The sequence below is a fragment of the Vibrio sp. THAF190c genome (genome assembly GCF_009363355.1).
In the GTDB taxonomy this organism is placed as follows: domain Bacteria; phylum Pseudomonadota; class Gammaproteobacteria; order Enterobacterales; family Vibrionaceae; genus Vibrio; species Vibrio fortis_A.
The window spans coordinates 825,986-846,012 of sequence record NZ_CP045338.1 but is presented as its reverse complement, the minus strand read 5'-3'; the positions used below and the strand labels follow the sequence as shown (position 1 = coordinate 846,012).

Genomic DNA, 20,027 nt, shown 5'->3' with positions numbered 1-20,027 from the left:
ATCTTCATGAGGTACACCATGATTCGTAAAGTTTTGACTATCACAGCGCTTACTTTTATGTCTGGCCAAGCATTGGCTGCTAACGTTCTTAACCACAAGTCCCCATACTGTGGCTGCTGTACAGATTGGACCGTTCACATGCAAGAAGCTGGATTTACGGTGACAGAAAAGCTCCATGACAACATGAACGCTGTTAAACAAAAACTAGGCGTAACACCAGAGCTCGCCTCTTGCCATACAGCAGAGATCGATGGCTATGTATTTGAAGGGCATATTCCAGCAGATGACATCAAAGCTTTCTTAGAAAACCCACCACGCAACGCAGTTGGTCTTGCCGTTCCGGGCATGCCAATGGGTTCGCCGGGTATGGAGTATGGCGATCAGAAAGATGAGTATTCGGTATACGCTTTCAACGAAAAAGGTCAGGTATTTGAGTACCGTCACTACAAAGGAAACTAACCTTTCCCTGCGCTAAGGCAGATCAAACGAGAAGTCTCAGCACCTAAAACGAAAAATAGAGCCTAGTAACTGCAAACCCAAGACTGGGTGTGCAAACTAGGCTCTTTGCTTTGGACAGTAAAGCAAATTTTTATAGCATCAACCGGGCTGTTGATGCCAGATTCCCCTTCTACTTTCGGCTATGCAGAAGAGACGGCAAGACCATCACCTTGCCGCTCAAGCTCAATTAGAAGCCGTAAGAAGCACCGAATACGAATGCGTTGTTTTGTTTAGAGTCACCATTAGGGAAATCTACACCATTCGCTTGGCTACGGAATTCAAAGTAAGGCTGAACGCCTTGACGAGTCCAAGTCGCACGTAGCTCGTGATCCATCGCTTCCGACTCAATCATGTAAACGTTGTTGTAGCTTACTGCTAGGTCTTCGTTCACTGTGTAACCGATGCGGTTATCCATGCGGTAGTCTGTGTCAGCATTCGCAGATGTGTCATCGATGTGTGCACGTGTACGGTTGCTGATTGAGATGCCGTTGTCAAAGTTGTAACCGATCTTAACTAGCGGACGGAATTGAATGCTTTCACCCGCAGAGAACAAATGTTGGTAGCCCGCCGCTACCCATAGGTTGTCAGTAATATTAAAAGATTGCTCACCACCCACGGTAATACCAGGAGTTGTATTGCCTGCACCGCCATTTTCAGACTCAAGTTTACCCAGTTGGATACCATCAAACTCAGTGTAAACTGTTAAGCCACCTAGAGAGTTGTCAAACGTGTGGCCTGCCTCTAATGTAGAAGTCATGTCAGAACCGTGAATACGACCGTCATCATGTAGCTGAATGTTACCTGTCACGTAAGAAGAACCAGCAAAAGCGCTAGAAGCGAAAGCAAGAGATAGAGCACTTAGAGCGATAATTTTTTTCATAGTAAACTGCCTTAGTTTGATTTTTTCAGCGGCATATCTTCGGTACATCATTCACCTTCACCGCTTGAGTAATGGGTTGCCTCCCTGGCATGAAATCTATGTTGCTCGAATTAATTTGCGTTTCAAAATAAAAGAATCACCCCAGTGATCTCCCTCACCGTCAAAAAACAATAAGTTATTTTTAACTTTAATTTCAGTTACTTACAAAAAGTAAAAATAGATAAAAACCATGCACACAATGTAAAAACCGTTTTAGATCACATAAATACGAAATCTTCAGACGATTTTGAATCGCTCTATCACACTGATTTGAGACTTTTTTATAGCAGACTTATTTTTTATCGAAAATAATGAGATCTCCATCACCATGGTTATAGATCAGACCAAAAGCATAATGTTCAAGGAATAATCGAACCTCACAGCCCAGCTTTAAGCTTCCGGTTCAACCAGCAACAAAAAAAGCTCCCTATAAGAAGGGAGCTTTGTTATTAAACTGAATTATCTGTTTACTTTACCGTGGTCACTCGACTTGCTCGCTCACCACTTTCCGAGATAGAGCGGATGTAAACTTCACCTTCAACACTTGGTCTCTGGTTATCGTTGTACGTTAGCCAGGTTTCACCGTCTGCAGAGTATTGCAGTTCTACACCTGGGAACTGAACGTTCATCGCCAGTTTACCTGACTCGATTTTTGCACCCGGAACTGGTAGGCGGTAATCAATGCCCGCTTTTTCTAACTTAGCCAGTTCACGTTGGCCAAGTACGTTCGCAAAGCGGTTGTAGTCTTGGTTTAGCGCAACTTTGTCTACTAGGTTAGAGCTTTGCGAGTATTCAACACCCACTTTGTAGTCGTTTTCCCAATCAGCACGGTGCCATGCACGCTCAGCTGCTGCTAGTACGCGAGGGAATACCATGTACTCATATTGCTCATCGTTGCGTACTGTCTCAGACCAAAGCTGTGCTGATAGGCCATAGAATGGTTTCGCTTCGATTTCACCTTTACCAGTAAACCCGTTACCATCGCGATCTACCGATGTTTCTGCGTTCTGAGGCATGTTCTCTGGCGCAAAACCGAACATCTTACGCGTATCTGTTGCACGCGTTGCCCAGTAATAACCGCGCTCTTTTGCATCGACTTCGTATGGCATGTCCATGTAGACGTAATCTGGGTTCGAAACGATCACGTCATAACCTTTCTTAGACCACTCGTATACAGATGATGTACCGCCCCAATATAGAACGTCCCAGAAGTTTACGCGGGTGTTTTCGGTAGCAAACGCCTTTTCACCTTCGCTGTATTTCAGGCCATCTTGCCAAGCTTGGAAATTTGAAATGCCCTTCTCTGCCACAATCTTCGACACTTCTTCAGCAAAGTGGCTTGGTAAGTGACCGAAGTCGCTCACTGTCCCGTCAGCAATCAGAGTCTGACATTGCGGAGACTGTGCGAATGGCTTGTCCTGCTTAGACAAATCGATGTTACCCTTCCAACTCACTTTATCTTCTGCGTTGATATCTTGCAGACCTGCACCAAGCTTAATGTTCTTGGCTTCATCACCACCAAAGTGCCATGTGGTTAACGGTGTGCCAGCTTCTTGGTGCATTGCTGCCACTTCTGAAATCACCTTATCAACAAAACGAGTTGATGATTCCATACATGGGTTGATGAAGCTTTGCTTGTTGTAAAACTGAACCGTCGTTACATTCGATGTGTCTTGAGGGTCCATCAAACGGTATTCGTTCGCTTCTGCTTCTTTACCTTCTTCCATTAGACGGTCGTAACGCGCTTCCATTGATACCACTGCTGCACGAGCGTGTGCTGGCATATCGATTTCAGGAATTACTTCAATGTTACGAGCTTTCGCGTACTTCAAGATATCCACGTAGTCTGCTTTGCTGAAGAAGCCAGAGCCAAAGTTATCCGTGGTTGAACCAGAACCAAGCTGAGGCAGTAAACAGCTTTTCTCGTCCAAATCAAAACAACGGTTAGCGCCCACTTCTGTCAGCTCAGGCAGACCCGGGATTTCCAAACGCCAGCCTTCATCATCGGTTAGGTGAAGGTGTAGTTTGTTCATCTTGTACGCCGCCATTTGATCTAGCGTAGCAAGAATTGCGTCTTTAGAGTGGAAGTTACGAGCCACATCCACCATTACACCACGGTAATCAAAGCGCGGTGCATCTTGAATAGAAAGCAGTGGTAAAGATTCAACGTTCTGGCTGTCTATTAGGCCAAAAATAGACTGAACCGCGTAGAAAGCACCCGTTTTGTCGAATGCTGTAATCGCAATTCCCTCTTTCGAGATGCTCAAGTCATAAGCACCAGACTTCGCTAAATCACCCTTAAATTGAGTAGGAACAACAGCAACACTTACAGGAAGGTCGCCACTCACATCTAGGTTTACCACATCTGCACGAGCTTCTAATGCCGCAAATTGTTCAGCATCAAAAGCGTCTTTTGGTAGAGCAATGCCACCAGCAATGTCGACGTTACCTTCTACAACCTCTACAGACATCGGTGTAGGCAATAGCGTCGTTGAAACATCTTGAGCGACAAGATCTGCGTTCTTTTCAAAGCGCGTCACCGCAGTCGCCATTACATTGTTGTCATCGGGAGTACGTTTTAGGTTATTGCCTTCAAGGCCAGTCACGAAAGACGCAACATCTTCAGTGTTAAGAGAAGCGATCATTTTTGGTTCTGCGTTTGGCGCGGTTACAAAAGCACCCGGCATAAAGTCAGTTTCAAATAGCTGCCAGTATTCGCCAACCAGTGGAAGGACAACTTCTTCGCCCGCTGCAAAGCCATCAAACTGATCTGTAGGTTCTAGTTTATGTAGGTCACCCGTTACACGAGTAATTTTGAACTGCTCATTATCAACATCTAGGATTAAACGAATGCTGTGGAAGTAGATAGCCCAGTCTTTAGAGTCAACCGCTTCACCTTGGTTAACCAGCGTCATGTTTACCTTATTACAAGATGCCCATTCAGCGCCTAAATCTTGACATGCAAGGCCTTCATTCGCGCCATGATTTGTCAGCACCTCATATTGAACATCAAGATTGTCTGCCAACGTATTTACGACTTGTTGCTCTGTCGATTGTGTAGCAGCACACCCTGATAGACCGGCCAAAACTGCGACTGATAGTAAGTTTCTCTTCAACATCGTATTCACCCATAAGTTAAAATTGAGTGGAAGCAAATAAGTGCGCCTCCAAAAGATGAATTCACTATATGACGTTATTTTTCGCCGTGAATTAAATCAGAGCAAGAAAGTGATCGACTTCAAACACGGGCAAAGGATAAAAAACATAAAAACTTTAAAATCATAAACTTACAAAAATCGAACAATCCGTCATTTTTGTTTTGACGTAAATATTGGGAATCACTTCACAGATTCTAGGTCGAAATTGATAGATTACTCACCGTATTTCACTGTGGTATTTTTAAAGTCAAATCAATGAGCGGATTTTTTATCGCTATAACGTGATTAATCTCTAATAAAATTACGTTAAAAACCAACGTCAAAATGGATTTTAACGAGCGACTACAATGAATTAAGGAGCCAATGTGCGCCAAATACTCAGCTTTATTGTTCTCTTCTGTACAGCATGCTCAACGGCCATTGCAGAGCCTCTGTTTTGGCAGGCGAAAAAAGGTCAACTTGAATTCATCATTTTTGGCTCTGTGCATGCCGGAGATGAATCTATGTATCCACTTCCTGAGCCAATCAATGATGCGCTTAAGCGTAGTGATGGGCTTATCCTGGAGGCTGACCTCAAACAATCCGGAGGCTTAAAGTACCCTTCAACGACAATAACAACCGCTGACGTGCTCGATGGAAATCAAGAGACACAATTTAAACAGATCGCCAAGTCTCTCAACTTGCCTCATCAACAGTTATTACTCTCACCACCTTGGGCTTCAGCGCTAACAGTGCAAATGAAGCAGTTTGAACAGTTAGGTTATCTACCGCAGTTTGGTGTTGACGCTCATATTGCAGCTCTTGCAGAGAAGCTTGATAAACCACTCATTACTTTAGAGTCGCTGCAATTTCAGATTGATTTGATTGCTCAAGGTAAAGAAGGCGGCAAAGACCTATTGCTAAGCTCCATTGAAGAGTTCGATGAAACAGGCAAAGCAACCCACTGCTTAATCGATAGCTGGAAAACTGGAGACACGAAAAACCTAGAGCATATTGCGGAACAGGCCGCCATATCACCGGAGCTAACCGCAGCGTTTCTTACCGATCGCAATCATGACTGGGCTAATAAGCTGAGCAATAAAAATTGGAAGTTAGAACAAGATGCAACGTATTTAGTTGTGGTTGGCGCGATGCACCTCATCGGCGAGCAAAACCTTATCGAATTGTTAGAAAAACGCGGTTTTGACATTGTTCAATTGTCGAAGAGCGAACAAGCGCAATGCAGTGTGGAATAAGGGCTATCGTAATCATTCACTTAGTGATGACCTTTTCATTATAAAATCATTACCTGATTGACCTAATCCTCACAATGAATAGCGCCGTCGTGGTGCTATTATATTGCGCTCGATTTAGACAAGGCATAACGTCAATGAAATCCATTTTCCTAAAAACTACATTGAGTCTTTTTATTTTTCTACCGGCCATCGTCTCCGCCAAAGAGACTTGTCATATTGAACAGTTTCAACCTGTAGACATTCAACCGGAGATCAGTGGTGGTGTATTAGATAAAGAGAGTGGCCAGTTTCTTATCACTCAAAAACCACCAATGCGCTGCGCCACTGTGACCTTCTCTACATCAACAACGCGAAATCGCATTGCAGATCAGATGAGCAACCATTTTGAAGCCACCTACTTCGACAACCAAATGAGTCCTTCACACTCCATTACGTTCGACGAAGATGCGGTTAAGGCGGGTTATATTCGTGTTGGCCCGAACAACCCAGTCGAGGCTTATGTCTGCTTTGAAACATCAGAGACGCCAATTAAAGACATCACATGTGACGTGAAATAGTACGCATGATTAGAAAAGAGTAATTTGAAGGGTTGGCCTGCTAAGTCAGCCCTTTTCTTTATGCAATGGAAGGAGATTCCCTACTCGCTCCTTCGTTACTCTAGGGAATGACGTATAACTAGAAAGTTATAAGATTTCAAATGCAAAAAAGCCGTAGCCCCTATCTATTACAAAAAGAGGGCTACGGCTTTCTTTCATGTATTCAGTGAAGAGCTTATTTTGAACATCAGGCGAACCCCATTTGGGTTCTATTCCTTTTCCTACACCCTAAAAACGACGAAAGCCTGCTCATTGAGCAGGCTTTCTAAATGTGGTCGGTGAAGAGGGATTCGAACCCCCGACCCTCTGGTCCCAAACCAGATGCGCTACCAAGCTGCGCTATTCACCGAGATATCTAACTGGCTCATTGCCTGTCGATGGAGCGTATAATACGGAATCTGAGTTTATCCGCAAGCGCTTTTTTCATTATTTCCTTCAATATTATACCGTTCGAACAAAAGACAACCAAGCACGATGAGAATGTGACCAAATACACACACTCGCCAACAAAGATTTAACTTATGCAACAGGATTGATCCAGATCAGTAAAACGATAGGTTCAGTTAATAGAATTATACGTGTCACATAACTTTGAGGTATACACATGGACTTTTGGCTAGATCTCCTATTTGGTAATGCAGTGGGACTATCTTCAATGATAGTAATCTTCGGGGCTCTTGGTCTCATGATGTTTTATGGAGGCTTCTTCATTTACAAGGTTATGACCGACAAATCTCCTCACTAGAGTCGCCAAGCCTTAATCACCAACCTGTTTAAGTTGGGACTTAAAGATGCTTTGCACCGGAGCTGACTAATATTGTCTGCTCCGGTTTTTTCGTTTTTGAACCACCCCATAACTTAGGTATACTTTCTTTATCCCTCTCCAACTTGAGATAACCACTATGTCTCATGATGACGACCTAGATCTATTCCAACAAATGATGGGCGACGTTAAGCGTATTGACCAAGATACCGCGGAGCATCAAAAAGTTCACCGAGTCACCGAATCTCACCTTGCTAAGCGCGAAGCGGCAATGTGGCTCTCTGACGATGAAAAAGATTACCTATCTTTAGACTACTCTCCGATGTTGAAACCTGAAGATATCGTGGAGTACAAAAAAGATGGTGTGCAAGATGGCGTATACAAAAAGCTGCGCTTAGGAAAATACCCAATTCAAGCCAAACTAGACCTGCACCGAAAAACGCTTAAGGATGCACGTAACGAGATCCTCTCTTTCTTGCGTCAGTGTCTACGTATGGATATTCGTACTGTGATTATTGTTCATGGTAAGGGTGAACGCTCTAACCCACCAGCAATGATGAAAAGCTACGTCGCAAACTGGCTATCGCAGATTAATGACGTGCAATGTGTTCACTCTGCGCAGCAGTTCCATGGCGGCACAGGCGCGGTGTATGTGATGCTAAGAAAAAGTGACGAGAAAAAGTTAGAAAACCGAGAAAGACATCAAAAGCGCATGAGTTAGCTCAGAAAATTTAATTCGTGCTCAAGCTCACACTAGATGCTAAAATTATGCGCAGTTAAAGATACATACTCAGAAAGCAACTACTCGGTAGTTGCTTTTTGTTTACCTATATTCCGTTGTGAAACGCTAAGAGAAAATCATGTCACAAGAATCCCAAGCGAAACGCCTCAATAAATACATCAGTGAAACTGGCTTTTGCTCACGCCGTGAAGCCGACAAGCTGATTGATGCCGGCCGTGTCACCATCAATGGTAAAACACCAGAAATGGGCACAAAAGTCCTACCCGGAGATGACGTAGAGATTGATGGCAAACCTGTTCGCTCGAAAGAGAAGCCTATCTATATCGCTCTAAACAAGCCAACCGGTATCACTTGTACTACTGAACGTGATATCCCAGGGAACATTGTCGACTTTGTTGGCCACCATAAACGTATTTTCCCAATTGGTCGTCTTGATAAACCTTCAGACGGTTTGATTTTCCTGACCAACGACGGCGATATCGTCAACAAGATCCTTCGTGCTGGCAACAACCACGAGAAAGAGTACGTAGTCCGTGTTGATAAGCCAATCACAGGCGATTTCTTGAAGAAAATGGCGTCAGGCGTACCAATCCTAGATACCGTTACCCTGCCATGTAAAGTGGAAAAAGAGACCAAATTCTCTTTCCGTATCACCCTAACGCAGGGCTTGAACCGTCAGATTCGTCGTATGTGTGAAGCCTTAGGTTACGAGGTATTCAAGCTACGTCGCGTGCGTATCATGAACATCTCACTTGATGGTATCCCTAATGGTAAATGGCGCTACCTAAGTGATGACGAGATCGCTGAAATCTTAGCAATGTGTGAAGGTTCAGTGAGCACAGAAGAAGCGTCGAAACTGAATGCTAAAGGTCAACGCATTCGCAAAGCAACCGATGCGAAACTGTTTGATAGCCGAGAAGAGAACCAAGGCTCTAGAGCGCGTCGCAATCAGAAAGAGAACCGCCCACGCACATTCAAAGGTAATAATGCCGATGAATTCCGTCATGCGCCAAACTCTAAGCGCGGTAAACGTCCATCTAACGGTGACGACCAGCAACGTGGTGAGCGTCAACGTACGAATCGCCAAGACCAAGAGCGTAGTAATAACCGTGGTAAAGCGCCTTCTCGTCCTCATAGCAAGCCGACAAACGCTCGCAGACAAGAGACAAACCAAGCGCCGAAGAAACGCGTTGGCGGCACATTAAGCCTCAAGAAGTAGCAAGCTGAATAATAAAAATGCCCACTAACTCTAGTGGGCATTTTTGTATTCGAAGAGAGTATGTTGAATCGCCTACAGACACAAATCAACAAATTGAGCTCGAGTCAGTTTGGCAAGGTCGCTTGGCGCCAACTCAATCTCTAAACCTCGTTTCCCCGCACTGACACAGATAGTTTCTTGAGGCTCTGCACTGGAATGGATGAAGGTTAGTAGCGCCTTCTTTTGACCAAGAGGGCTAATTCCACCAACAACATAGCCTGTTGTCTTCTGCGCAATCTCTGGGTTGGCCATCTCGGCTTTTTTACCTTTGGCCGCTTTTGCAGCCAATTTCAGGTTCAGCTTCTGGTCGACAGGAATCACGGCTACTGCGAGATCTTTGGCAACACCATTCAAGCAGAAAAGCAGTGTTTTAAAGACTTTCTTTGGGTCTTGCCCCAACGCTTCCACAGCCTCTAACCCATAGCTGTCATGACTTGGATCGTGGTCATACTGGTGGATGGCATGAGTAACTTTTTTCTTCTTTGCAAGATTGATGGCCGGTGTCATGGTTTTTCCAAATATCAGATAAACAAAAAGCGATGCCGAAGCATCGCTTTAGTTAAAATTATCAGGCGCTGAGAGTCAATCTAAACTCTCGATTTACCTAATTATTTGTAAACCATTTCACCAGATGGTGCGTACGCGTTTACGTCTACTGGGCTGTTTGCTTCTAGGTACTCTTTCAGTACTTCAGCGTCAACAAAACCTGTGTTTACGTAACCTGGGTGACCCGTTAGTTTAGGGTAACCGTCACCGCCCGCAGCGTTGAAGCTTGGTACAGTGAAGCGGTACGTTTCGTCTAGACGAAGTTGCTTACCACCGATGAATACGTTAGAAACCTTGCCGTTTTCTACTGTCATTGAGATACCAGCGAACTGAGCGTAAGCACCAGAATCAATTGGTTTCGTTGCAACAACATTTAGGTAATCCAGAACTTCAGCACCAGTCATGTCAGTGTAAGTTAGGATGTTTGCAAATGGTTGAACCGTTAGTACGTCTTTGTACGTTACTTCACCCGCTTCGATAGAATCACGAACACCACCAGAGTTCATCACAGCGAAGTCAGCTTTAGCACGCTCCATGTGAGATGTTGCGATCAGACGACCAAGGTTTGTTTGTTGGAAACGAACAACGTTACGGTCACCTTCAAGCTTGCCATTTGTTTCAGCAATCTTAACTTCAAGCTGTGCTTGGCCTTGCTCTTGGAACGGACGTAGGAACTCTAGTAGTTCTGGATCTTGTGCAATCTCATCTTGGATAAGAACACGTTGTTTCTTACCGTCGATCTTAACCTTCTTCTTCAGGTTAACTGGGATCAGGTCGTAGCTTACCATCTCTAGTTCGCCGTTACGGAATTCGTAATCAGCACGGCCTACGTATTTACCCCACTCGTGAGCTTGAACGATGTAAGTACCGTTTTGTACGTCTGGCTTACATTCGTCACCTGGCTTGAAGTTTTTCTTCGCAACGTTCGGGCCTTCCATACATACAGGCTCTTGAGAGTGGCCACCAACGATCATGTCTAGGTCACCTTCGTTTAGGTAGCGAGCTAGAGCAACGTCACCCGGTGCGTTAACACCACGTTGACCGTTTTCGTAGTGACCCATGTGAGTTACTGCGAAGATAAGATCCGGTTTTTCTGTCTCTTTAAGCTCAGCAATCAGCTCTTTCGCTTCTTCTTTCGGGTCACGGAAGTCGATGCCAGCGATGAACTCAGGGTTACCGATCTTAGCCGTATCTTCTGTCGTTAGACCAATAACAGCGATCTTGATGCCTTGCTTTTCAAACATTTCGTAAGCTTGGAACTTGCGCTCACCTGTCGCTTTATCGTAGATGTTTGCAGATAGCATTGGGAAATTTGCCCAATCGATCTGTTTAGCTAGCACGTCTAGAGAGTTATCAAACTCGTGGTTACCCAATGCCATTGCATCGTAACCGATCTTGTTCATGCCTTTGAAATCTGGTTCAGCATCTTGTAGGTCTGACTCTGGAACACCAGTGTTGATGTCACCACCAGATAGAAGCAGCACGCTACCACCTTCTGCACGAATCTCTTCACGAAGCTCGTCGATTAGAGTCTTACGAGCGGCCATGCCGTACTCACCGTATTTATTCTGCCAGAAGCGACCGTGGTGGTCGTTAGTGTGCAGAACAGTTAGCTTGTAAGTTTTATCGTTTTCCCACTCTTGAGCTGGTTGAGATGCACAACCTGCAAGAGTTGCTAGGATCGCAGCACTGAGTGCTGTCTTTAGAATAAGGCGTTGCTTCATTGTCATACCTTTGAACTTTTTTGGGGAATCCACTGCTTTAAAATCATCCAGATTAAACGGACGCTTGTTTGGCAAACGTCGTTAAAGGATAGTAAAACTTGAAGTAGTTTAAATTAAGAAGGTAAACCTAACAGAGTGATTTCATATTTATGTAGGATAGATCACCTTAATCAGCTTTCGATTGTGTAACAAACAAACAAAGTTGCATTTCAGTCAATAAGTGATCACAGGCAAACGTTTTCATGCGTTTTCGAACCATTTGTGATATTGATTAACCAATCAACAAGTTAAGGTAACTTAAGTTAAATTTATAATTATTATCAAACACTTATTGTTACGATATAACATATCAAACATCATCGTTTCAGTCTGAATAACGAAAGTTTATCTATACAATCACACAAACCATAGATACAAAAAAAGCCGGCTCAATGCCGGCATTTTGTTCTTTAATTACGACTATTTAATGTCGATATGATCGAAACCTTTGATCAAATCATCAAGTGCTTTCATTTGTGCTAAGAACGGCTCTAGCTTATCCAATGGAAGTGCCGAAGGACCATCACAACGTGCTTGATCTGGGTTCGGGTGCGCTTCAATAAATAGACCAGCGATACCTGTCGCTAAACCTGCTTTTGCAAGTTCAACCGTCTGCTCACGACGACCGCCTGATGCCGCACCTGAAGGGTCACGCATCTGCAGTGAGTGAGTCACGTCAAAGATGATTGGGCTGCCGTTTGATGCTTTTTTCATTACACCAAAACCAAGCATATCGACAACCAAGTTGTCGTAACCCATGCACGAGCCACGCTCACAAAGGATGATGTTTTCGTTACCACACTCAGCAAACTTATCAACGATGTTACCAACTTGACCAGGGCTCATGAACTGAGGTTTCTTCACGTTGATTACAGCGCCTGTCTTAGCCATCGCTTCAACTAGGTCAGTTTGACGAGCTAGGAACGCAGGAAGCTGAATCACATCAACGACGTCTGCTACTGGCTGTGCTTGAGCTTCAGTATGAACATCCGTGATGATTTTCACGCCGAACGTATCTTTCAACTCTTGGAAAATCTTAAGACCTTCTTCCATGCCTGGACCACGGTAAGAATGTACAGAGCTGCGGTTCGCTTTATCAAAAGACGCCTTAAATACGTAAGGGATACCAAGCTTCTCAGTCACTTTTACGTAGTGTTCACAGATCTGCATCGCTAGATCGCGAGACTCAAGAACATTCATACCTGCAAATAGCGTAAATGGCTTGTCGTTTGCAATTGGCATATCGCCAATGTGAACTGTTTTCTGTTCCATCATATTCTCTCTAGATAATTATTAATTAGTGAACCACAACGACTTTTTCGTTCATCGCGTTCACTTGAGATTTAAGTAACTCAGATGCAGGGTCATCTGGGCATTGGTCAATAAAATACTGATAGTCAGTCGCTGCGATTTGGTGACAATCAAGTTGCTGATAGATAAAACCACGATCGCGAATTTCATACGGGTCATCTGGCACAAAAGTCAGCGCCAAGTCGGTACACTTCAGTGCAAGAGTATAGCGCTCTTCTCGCAGCAACGCGCTTTTCAACAGTGCTAACCACTTACCGATAATAGTTGGGTGATCAGCAACTTCAAGATGTTCGCTTTTCACTTCAGCAAGCGGGCCATCATGACCAATCAACCAAGCACGCAGAGTTTGCTGCCCAACATACTCACCATTGTAAGGGTTGATGTAGACAGGAGCTTGATCGTACCAAGTGACCTTGAGTAGGAACTGCGTTGGAAAAGAGACACCATCAACAGGGAAACCCAACTTACGTCCTAGGTACAAAAAGATAGCACCTAAACTCACAGGCACGCCCTTCTTGCGCTCTAACACCTTATCAATAAACGCATTATCTGAAGAGAAATACGCCTCTTTATCTCCAGCAAAGCCCCACTCATAAAAGAAAAGGCGAATAAAAGATTCAAACTTTTGCTGTTCGTCTGTCTCATGCACCAATGCTTGTTCAGCATCACTCAGCAGTCGAGCCAGCTCTAGCTCTGCCCACTTGTCTTGAGTCTCAGGGTTTACCGCTTTATTTAAGATCAAAGCACCTTCCACCAGCTCTAACTGGTCAAAGTCTTCGTCAAAAAATTCGTACATAGATAATTAACCGAAATACTAAGATAACTAACCTAAACAGGGAGATAATTAGCCGAAGAATGTTGGAACTTTAGTCACAGCAATCTTACCTGCCATCGCCAACCAGCCTAATGCGCCGAAAAACGAAAAGGTTCTAAGCAACTTGTTTTTACCGAACTTAAGCGCAAAGAAGCCCAGTGCGATGTATGCCATAACACAAGTCAGTTTCTCTGTTAGCCAAGGCGCTGCTGGGGTAAACGGAATAAAACCAGTAATAAAGATCAGACCAATACCAGACAACAGCAGTAGTGAGTCGTTGATATGTGGGAAGCGCTGCAAGAATGGATGCTTAAGCATTGGAGAATTTGCCATCATAAGCGCGTAGCGAACTGACAGTAGTAGAGCGCTAAGCCCAACCGTCAATAAGTGAAAATGTTTTAAACCTTCGTACATGATATCCCTTTAATTTCTTTTATTGGCGTTTTATCTAACACCGACACTAAGGTAGATAGCGTCCCAAAGTGACTCTATCATTGCCGCCATAGTCTTTTTCTGTCATGACGTCTAAATAACCCAAGGCCTGCATGATCTCGCGAACCGCATCTCCTTGATCGTAACCGTGCTCAAATGCCAACCAACCATCTGCTTCTAGATAGTGGCGAGCATTGTCGGCAATATACTTGATGTCAGCTAACCCTTTCTCTTCCGCAACCAGCGCTGTGATAGGTTCGAAGCGCACATCCCCTTGAGACAGATGTGGGTCATCCTTCTCGATGTAAGGTGGATTCGATACTATCAATGAAAAGCGACTGTTTTCAGATAACGGTTCAAACCAACTGCCATTTAAAAAAGTGGTGTTGGTGATGTTAAGACGCTCCGCATTCTCGCTAGCGAGTTGTTGCGCTTCAGGACGCAGGTCAATCCCAGTCACATTGCGGTTAGGCATCTCAGATGCGAGTGCCAACGCAATCGCCCCTGTCCCTGTCCCTAAATCGAGGATGTCACCTGTCTTACCGAATGTTTTATCCAACGCGACTTCAACCAAACGCTCAGTGTCAGGTCGAGGAATCAAGGTTGAAGGAGAAACTTTCAAAGGTAACGACCAAAACTCTCGCTCACCGACAATATACGCGACTGGTTCTCCGGTGAGCCTGCGCGTTAGCAGTTCATTGAAATGCTGTTCTTGTTCGAGAGTCAGATGTTTTTCTGGCCAGGTAAGAAGATAGGAACGAGGTTTATCAAGCGTGTGGCAAAGCAGCACAGCGGCATCAATAGAGGGCGAAGTATTCTCGCCCTCTTGAAGCTGTACGATTGCTGCTTTTAATGCACTTTCAACCGTATAGGCAGATTGCATAGGGTTTAGTTGTTCTCAGCTAGCGCAGCAAGTTGGTCAGCTTGGTGCTCTTGCAGTACTGGATCAACCAGGCTTTGTAGGTCGCCTTCTAGCACTTCGTTCAGACGGTAAAGTGTTAGGTTGATACGGTGATCAGAAACACGACCTTGTGGGTAGTTGTAAGTACGGATACGGTCACTACGGTCACCCGAGCCTAGTAGGTTACGACGCGTGTCTGATACTTCAGCAGCACGACGCTCTTCTTCAGCTTGTACAATACGCGCAGCAAGAACGGCCATCGCTTTCGCTTTGTTTTTGTGTTGAGAACGCTCGTCCTGACACTCTACCACTGTACCTGTTGGCAAGTGAGTAATACGGATTGCAGAGTCTGTGGTGTTAACGTGCTGGCCACCCGCGCCTGATGCACGGAAGGTATCAATTTTCAGGTCTGCCGCTTTAATTTCTGGAAGATCCGCTTCTGGGATTTCAGGCATAACAGCTACTGTACACGCAGAAGTGTGTACACGACCTTGAGATTCTGTCTCTGGTACACGCTGAACACGGTGACCGCCTGACTCAAATTTCATCACGCCGTAAACGCCTTCACCGCTTACTTTAGCGATCATCTCTTTGTATCCGCCTTGCTCTGAGTCATTGCTGCTCATCACTTCAACGCGCCAGCCTTTCTTCTCAGCAAACTTAGAGTACATACGGAAAAGGTTACCCGCGAAGATACCCGCTTCATCACCACCGGCACCGGCACGGATCTCTAGGAAACAGTTACGCTCGTCGTTTGGATCTTTTGGTAGCAGTAGGATTTGAAGCTCATCAGTCAGGCGCTCAATCGCCTCTTTTGCTTCTTTAATCTCTTCCTGCGCCATTTCACGCATCTCTTCGTCGTCTTCTTGTGCCATATCTTCGGCAGCTTCTAGATCGTCTTGCGCTTGCTGGTACGCTTGGAAGCACTTAGTCACTTCTTCTAACTGAGAGTACTCTTTCGATAGTGCACGGAATTTGTTTTGATCACCGATCACATCTGGATCACCAAGCAGGTGCTGAACTTCTTCGTAGCGTTCAACAAGTGTTTCAAGCTTTACTAGAATCGAGGCTTTCATATTCGTCTTATCTTTTTGGAGGTCTAAATTTATTGAGGGTCTTCTAAGCCCAAACTCTGTCTAATGACCGTTAATTTCGCAGGTTCTCCTTGCTCAGCTGCACTTTGTAGTGCGCGTGTTGGAGCATGGATCAATTTGTTTGTGAGCTTATTACTCAGCTCAAGTAAGACTTTCTCAGGATCACCGCCCGCAGCCAGTGACTGTAAACTCTTACTTAATAATTCTTCTCTGATTTCATTCGCTGACTTTCGATACTCACGAATGCTATCCACCGCTTGCAAAGAACGCATCCAGCTCATAAAGGCGGCGCTCTCTTCGCTTACAATCGCTTCAGCCTGAATCGCTTCAACCTTGCGCTGCTCGATGTTGCCATCAACAATCGACTGTAAGTCATCAACTGTATATAGGTAGGCATCATTAAGATCGCCCACTTCTGCTTCAACATCACGAGGTACCGCAATATCAACCAGCAGCATAGGTTGATGTTTTCTCTGCTTAAGTGCGGTCTCAACCATACCTTTACCGATAATCGGCAGAGGACTTGCTGTTGAGCTGATCACAATGTCCGCTTTATTAAGGTGATCTGGAATCTCATTCAAGCTGATCACCTCAGCACCAAACTCTTCAGCTAAACCTAAAGCTCGCTCACGAGTTCGGTTGGCCACAATCATTTTAGTACAGCCATTAGCAGAAAGGTGTTTTGCTACCAACTCGATGGTTTCACCGGCACCTACTAGCAGTACCGTTGAGTCTTCAATCGATTCAAAGATGTGCTTCGCCAATGTACAGGCTGCGTAAGCAACAGAAACGGCGCTACCGCCAATCTCAGTCTCGGTACGAACACGCTTAGCGACAGAGAATGACTTTTGGAACAGCTTCTCCATCGATGCATCAACGGCTTTCTGCTCACGCGAATCAGAGTACGCTTGTTTTACCTGTCCGAGAATTTGAGGCTCACCCAATACTAAAGAGTCTAAGCCACATGCAACACGCATTAGGTGTTTAATTGCCGCTTGCTCTTCATGGATATAAAGGCTGGGTTTAAGCTCTTCTGGGCTAACGTCATGAAATACTGATAACCATTCAATCAGCTTATTCTTAGCCGCACTCTTAACGTCACAATACACTTCTGTTCGGTTACAAGTGGACAGTATGACACTTCCATTCACGTGTGCATTTGCGTTAAGTTGCCTTAGTGCATCAGATAATTTATCTGGACCAAACGCTACTTTTTCTCGCAATTCAACCGACGCTGTATTGTGATTGATACCTACGGCAAGCAAAGACATGTATCAGAAGTTCTCGATCAGGGTTTAAAAACAGGATGCCGAATTTTACTTGATGCATGGCTCTATTTAAAGGGTAAGCAGTATTTGTTTTCCTGAGTTCGTGAATTCAATGCTATAGTTGAAGCGTTTTTTCGATATTATTGAACAAGTTGTGAGCAAACATGGATAGATTTCGTAAAATTGCCTCTTTAATTTTTTTCTGTCTGATCGTAGCAGGTTGTGTTTCTGTACCCGAACAACCGACCAGTGTGGAGTGGCAAGCACATCAGCGACAACTGCAAGAGATCCAATATTATCAAGCAACAGGCAAGCTTGCTTATATCTCTCCCGAAGAGCGCCAAAGCCTCAATTTTTTATGGAAACACTCTCCAAACTTCAGTCAATTACGGCTGACCACGTTCTTAGGTCAAACGGCACTTAACCTCACAATCAACGAGTACGGCGCTAAAGTCGTTACTTATGATGATCAAGTATTTACCCATAGAAGTGCATCTAAACTGGTTAAACAGCTAACTGGGCTGGCGATCCCCGTTGATCATCTACCACAATGGCTACTCGGTAACCCTGATGAAGCAGACACCTACTTATTGAACGCCAACAATACAGTAGAAGCGCTTTCTAAGCAGATCGATGGCAAAGCTTGGCAGCTCAACTTTGACCGCTATCGCGATGTCACTTTAAGCCAAAGTATCGATAGCCAAAACGATACCGTTGAAAAGGTACTGCCTCTTCCAACACGACTCTCATTTAAACAAGATGAAAATAAGATCAACATTGTGGTCTCTAAATGGACACTCGATAAATGATTTCGACACAAACTCATTGGCCGTCACCGGCTAAACTGAACCTTTTTCTCTACATAACTGGTCGTCGCGACAACGGCTATCATGAATTGCAAACCCTGTTTCAGTTTGTCGACTTCGGTGATGAACTCAGTATCACAGCTCACCAGCGCTCAAACCAAATCACTATTTCACCTCAAATTCCAGGTGTCGCTACCGAAGATAACCTAATCTGGAAAGCCGCTACCGCCCTTCAGCAATATGCCAATACCAACTTCGGCGCTGATATTGAACTCAAGAAAGTTCTGCCTATGGGTGGCGGTATTGGTGGTGGTTCATCGAATGCGGCAACTGTGTTAGTCGCATTAAACTACCTATGGCAACTCGGACTTTCTGATGATCAGTTAGCAGAGATAGGCTTAAAGCTAGGCGCAGACGTCCCTGTATTTGTTCGTGGCTTCTCTGCTTTTGCTGAAGGTGTAGGTGAGCAGTTACATCCAGCGACCCCTGAAGAGAAGTGGTATTTAGTGGTTAAGCCTCAAGTGAGCATAGCAACTGCGGACATATTCACACATCCAGAATTAACCAGAAATACGCCGAAGCGAGAGCTAGCAACGCTTCTAGAGCAAGAATACGTAAACGATTGCGAAAAAATTGTACGAATGCTGTACCCAGAGGTTGATAAGCAACTTTCATGGCTGCTACAATATGCGCCGTCGAGATTGACCGGCACCGGTTCTTGCGTTTTTGCTGAATTTTCGAGCAAAAACGAAGCAGAATCTGTACTGGCAAAACTGCCTGACAACGTCTCTGCATTTATTGCTAAAGGTCGAAATCTTTCACCTTTAAAAGAGACGCTGGCTGAATACCACTCAGCCCACCCACAATCTAATTAAAACTGGACGCAACCCTGAGGTTTCCACCGTGCCTGATATGAAGCTATTTGCTGGTAACGCAACACCTGAACTAGCCCAACGTATTGCTGATCGTCTATACATCTCTCTTGGCGATGCTACTGTAGACCGTTTTTCTGATGGCGAAGTCGCTGTTCAAATCAATGAAAACGTTCGTGGTAGCGATGTATTCCTGATTCAATCAACTTGTGCACCAACCAATGACAACCTAATGGAATTGGTGGTAATGATTGACGCAATGCGCCGCGCTTCTGCTGGCCGTATTACTGCTGTAATCCCTTACTTCGGTTATGCCCGTCAAGATCGTCGTGTACGTTCTGCACGTGTGCCAATTACTGCAAAAGTTGTTGCAGATTTCCTTTCTAACGTTGGCGTAGACCGCGTTCTTACTATCGACCTACACGCAGAGCAAATCCAAGGCTTCTTCGATGTACCAGTTGATAACATCTTCGGTACTCCAGTTCTTCTAGAAGACATGGCTAACCGTGGCCTAGAGAACCCAGTTGTGGTTTCTCCTGACCTAGGTGGTGTTGTACGTGCTCGTGCAACAGCTAAAGCTCTAGGTGACGTTGATATCGCTATCGTTGATAAGCGTCGTCCACGTGCTAACGTTTCTGAAGTAATGAACCTAATCGGTGATGTTGAAGGTCGTGACTGTGTTATCGTTGATGACATGATCGACACAGGTGGCACACTATGTAAAGCAGCTGAAGCGCTAAAAGAGCGCGGTGCTAAGCGTGTATTCGCTTACGCAACTCACGCTGTATTCTCTGGTGGTGCTGCAGACAACATCAAGAACTCTGTTCTAGACCAAGTTATCGTGACTGACTCTATCTCACTATCTCCTGAGATGGCAGCAACAGGTAAAGTAACGACTCTTAGCCTATCTCGCATGCTTGCTGAAGCGATTCGTCGTATCAGTAACGAAGAGTCAATCTCTGCGATGTTTAACTAAGACTCACAACTCTACCCATAGAGTGATGCGTTTAAAAAGCACTTCGATTGAAGTGCTTTTTTTATACCTGTCGTA

The 20,027-nt window shown here is 44.7% G+C and carries 19 protein-coding genes and 1 tRNA gene; 9 read left to right on the top strand and 11 right to left on the bottom strand.

Annotated elements, in window-relative coordinates; translation table 11 throughout:
- Positions 1 to 18: 18 nt before the first annotated feature.
- Entirely contained in the window at positions 19 to 459 is a 441-nt protein-coding gene (locus FIV04_RS03840; RefSeq protein WP_150871373.1) for a DUF411 domain-containing protein, read from the top strand.
- 226 nt (positions 460 to 685) lie between these two features.
- Here FIV04_RS03840 and FIV04_RS03835 read toward each other — a convergent pair whose 3' ends face one another.
- Both FIV04_RS03835 and FIV04_RS03830 read right to left on the bottom strand, forming a co-directional pair.
- Positions 686 to 1,378 (bottom strand): oligogalacturonate-specific porin KdgM family protein, encoded by a 693-nt coding sequence (locus tag FIV04_RS03835; protein ID WP_152468304.1) that lies wholly within the window; start codon positions 1,376 to 1,378, stop codon positions 686 to 688.
- Positions 1,379 to 1,884: 506 nt separating this feature from the next.
- On the bottom strand, positions 1,885 to 4,536 hold the full coding sequence (locus FIV04_RS03830; protein WP_152468303.1) for a beta-N-acetylhexosaminidase: 2,652 nt from the start codon (positions 4,534 to 4,536) through the stop codon (positions 1,885 to 1,887).
- Positions 4,537 to 4,940: 404 nt separating this feature from the next.
- On the opposite strand from FIV04_RS03830, the gene FIV04_RS03825 reads away from it, so the two are divergent.
- Both FIV04_RS03825 and FIV04_RS03820 read left to right on the top strand, forming a co-directional pair.
- Positions 4,941 to 5,810: a TraB/GumN family protein gene (locus tag FIV04_RS03825; protein ID WP_152468302.1), complete on the top strand. Its 870-nt coding sequence runs from the start codon at positions 4,941 to 4,943 to the stop codon at positions 5,808 to 5,810.
- Between the two features lie 134 nt (positions 5,811 to 5,944).
- Complete coding sequence (locus FIV04_RS03820) at positions 5,945 to 6,367, top strand: hypothetical protein (RefSeq protein ID WP_152468301.1); 423 nt, start codon at positions 5,945 to 5,947, stop codon at positions 6,365 to 6,367.
- A 311-nt stretch (positions 6,368 to 6,678) separates the two neighbouring features.
- Here the strand turns inward: FIV04_RS03820 and FIV04_RS03815 are convergent.
- Positions 6,679 to 6,755 (bottom strand) — tRNA-Pro (locus FIV04_RS03815).
- 255 nt (positions 6,756 to 7,010) lie between these two features.
- Between FIV04_RS03815 and FIV04_RS03810 the strand changes: the two genes are divergently transcribed.
- The 3 genes from FIV04_RS03810 to rluF all read left to right on the top strand — a co-directional run bounded on the left by FIV04_RS03810 (position 7,011) and on the right by rluF (position 9,130).
- Complete coding sequence (locus FIV04_RS03810; protein WP_004739790.1) at positions 7,011 to 7,151, top strand: DUF3149 domain-containing protein; 141 nt, start codon at positions 7,011 to 7,013, stop codon at positions 7,149 to 7,151.
- A 157-nt stretch (positions 7,152 to 7,308) separates the two neighbouring features.
- Positions 7,309 to 7,890, top strand: coding sequence for a DNA endonuclease SmrA (smrA, locus tag FIV04_RS03805; RefSeq protein ID WP_152468300.1), 582 nt, complete (start codon positions 7,309 to 7,311; stop codon positions 7,888 to 7,890).
- A gap of 139 nt (positions 7,891 to 8,029) precedes the next feature.
- Complete coding sequence (rluF, locus tag FIV04_RS03800; RefSeq protein ID WP_152468299.1) at positions 8,030 to 9,130, top strand: 23S rRNA pseudouridine(2604) synthase RluF; 1,101 nt, start codon at positions 8,030 to 8,032, stop codon at positions 9,128 to 9,130.
- Positions 9,131 to 9,202: 72 nt separating this feature from the next.
- Here rluF and ybaK read toward each other — a convergent pair whose 3' ends face one another.
- The 8 genes from ybaK to hemA all read right to left on the bottom strand — a co-directional run bounded on the left by ybaK (position 9,203) and on the right by hemA (position 17,301).
- Positions 9,203 to 9,676 carry a Cys-tRNA(Pro) deacylase gene (ybaK, locus tag FIV04_RS03795; protein ID WP_152468298.1) on the bottom strand — a complete coding sequence of 158 codons (474 nt, stop codon included), beginning with the start codon at positions 9,674 to 9,676 and terminating at the stop codon, positions 9,203 to 9,205.
- A 101-nt stretch (positions 9,677 to 9,777) separates the two neighbouring features.
- Positions 9,778 to 11,439 carry a bifunctional UDP-sugar hydrolase/5'-nucleotidase UshA gene (gene ushA / locus FIV04_RS03790; RefSeq protein WP_032550075.1) on the bottom strand — a complete coding sequence of 554 codons (1,662 nt, stop codon included), beginning with the start codon at positions 11,437 to 11,439 and terminating at the stop codon, positions 9,778 to 9,780.
- Between the two features lie 459 nt (positions 11,440 to 11,898).
- Positions 11,899 to 12,750 carry a 3-deoxy-8-phosphooctulonate synthase gene (kdsA, locus tag FIV04_RS03785; protein ID WP_032550074.1) on the bottom strand — a complete coding sequence of 284 codons (852 nt, stop codon included), beginning with the start codon at positions 12,748 to 12,750 and terminating at the stop codon, positions 11,899 to 11,901.
- 25 nt (positions 12,751 to 12,775) lie between these two features.
- Complete coding sequence (locus FIV04_RS03780) at positions 12,776 to 13,585, bottom strand: SirB1 family protein (protein WP_032550073.1); 810 nt, start codon at positions 13,583 to 13,585, stop codon at positions 12,776 to 12,778.
- Between the two features lie 48 nt (positions 13,586 to 13,633).
- A complete protein-coding gene (locus FIV04_RS03775) occupies positions 13,634 to 14,017 on the bottom strand; it encodes a SirB2 family protein (RefSeq protein WP_032550072.1) in 384 nt (127 codons plus the stop codon).
- A 46-nt stretch (positions 14,018 to 14,063) separates the two neighbouring features.
- Entirely contained in the window at positions 14,064 to 14,918 is an 855-nt protein-coding gene (prmC, locus tag FIV04_RS03770; RefSeq protein ID WP_152468297.1) for a peptide chain release factor N(5)-glutamine methyltransferase, read from the bottom strand.
- Between the two features lie 5 nt (positions 14,919 to 14,923).
- On the bottom strand, positions 14,924 to 16,012 hold the full coding sequence (gene prfA, locus FIV04_RS03765; protein WP_032550070.1) for a peptide chain release factor 1: 1,089 nt from the start codon (positions 16,010 to 16,012) through the stop codon (positions 14,924 to 14,926).
- Between the two features lie 29 nt (positions 16,013 to 16,041).
- Entirely contained in the window at positions 16,042 to 17,301 is a 1,260-nt protein-coding gene (gene hemA / locus FIV04_RS03760; protein ID WP_032550069.1) for a glutamyl-tRNA reductase, read from the bottom strand.
- Between the two features lie 161 nt (positions 17,302 to 17,462).
- Between hemA and lolB the strand changes: the two genes are divergently transcribed.
- From lolB to FIV04_RS03745, 3 genes are read left to right on the top strand one after another with little or no spacing between them, the layout of a single operon-like run.
- A complete protein-coding gene (gene lolB / locus FIV04_RS03755; RefSeq protein ID WP_152468296.1) occupies positions 17,463 to 18,107 on the top strand; it encodes a lipoprotein insertase outer membrane protein LolB in 645 nt (214 codons plus the stop codon).
- Positions 18,104 to 18,979: a 4-(cytidine 5'-diphospho)-2-C-methyl-D-erythritol kinase gene (ispE, locus tag FIV04_RS03750; RefSeq protein WP_152468295.1), complete on the top strand. Its 876-nt coding sequence runs from the start codon at positions 18,104 to 18,106 to the stop codon at positions 18,977 to 18,979. The genes lolB and ispE overlap by 4 nt, the downstream gene beginning before the upstream one ends.
- Before the next feature lie 28 nt (positions 18,980 to 19,007).
- A complete protein-coding gene (locus FIV04_RS03745) occupies positions 19,008 to 19,952 on the top strand; it encodes a ribose-phosphate pyrophosphokinase (protein ID WP_032550066.1) in 945 nt (314 codons plus the stop codon).
- Positions 19,953 to 20,027: the final 75 nt, after the last annotated feature.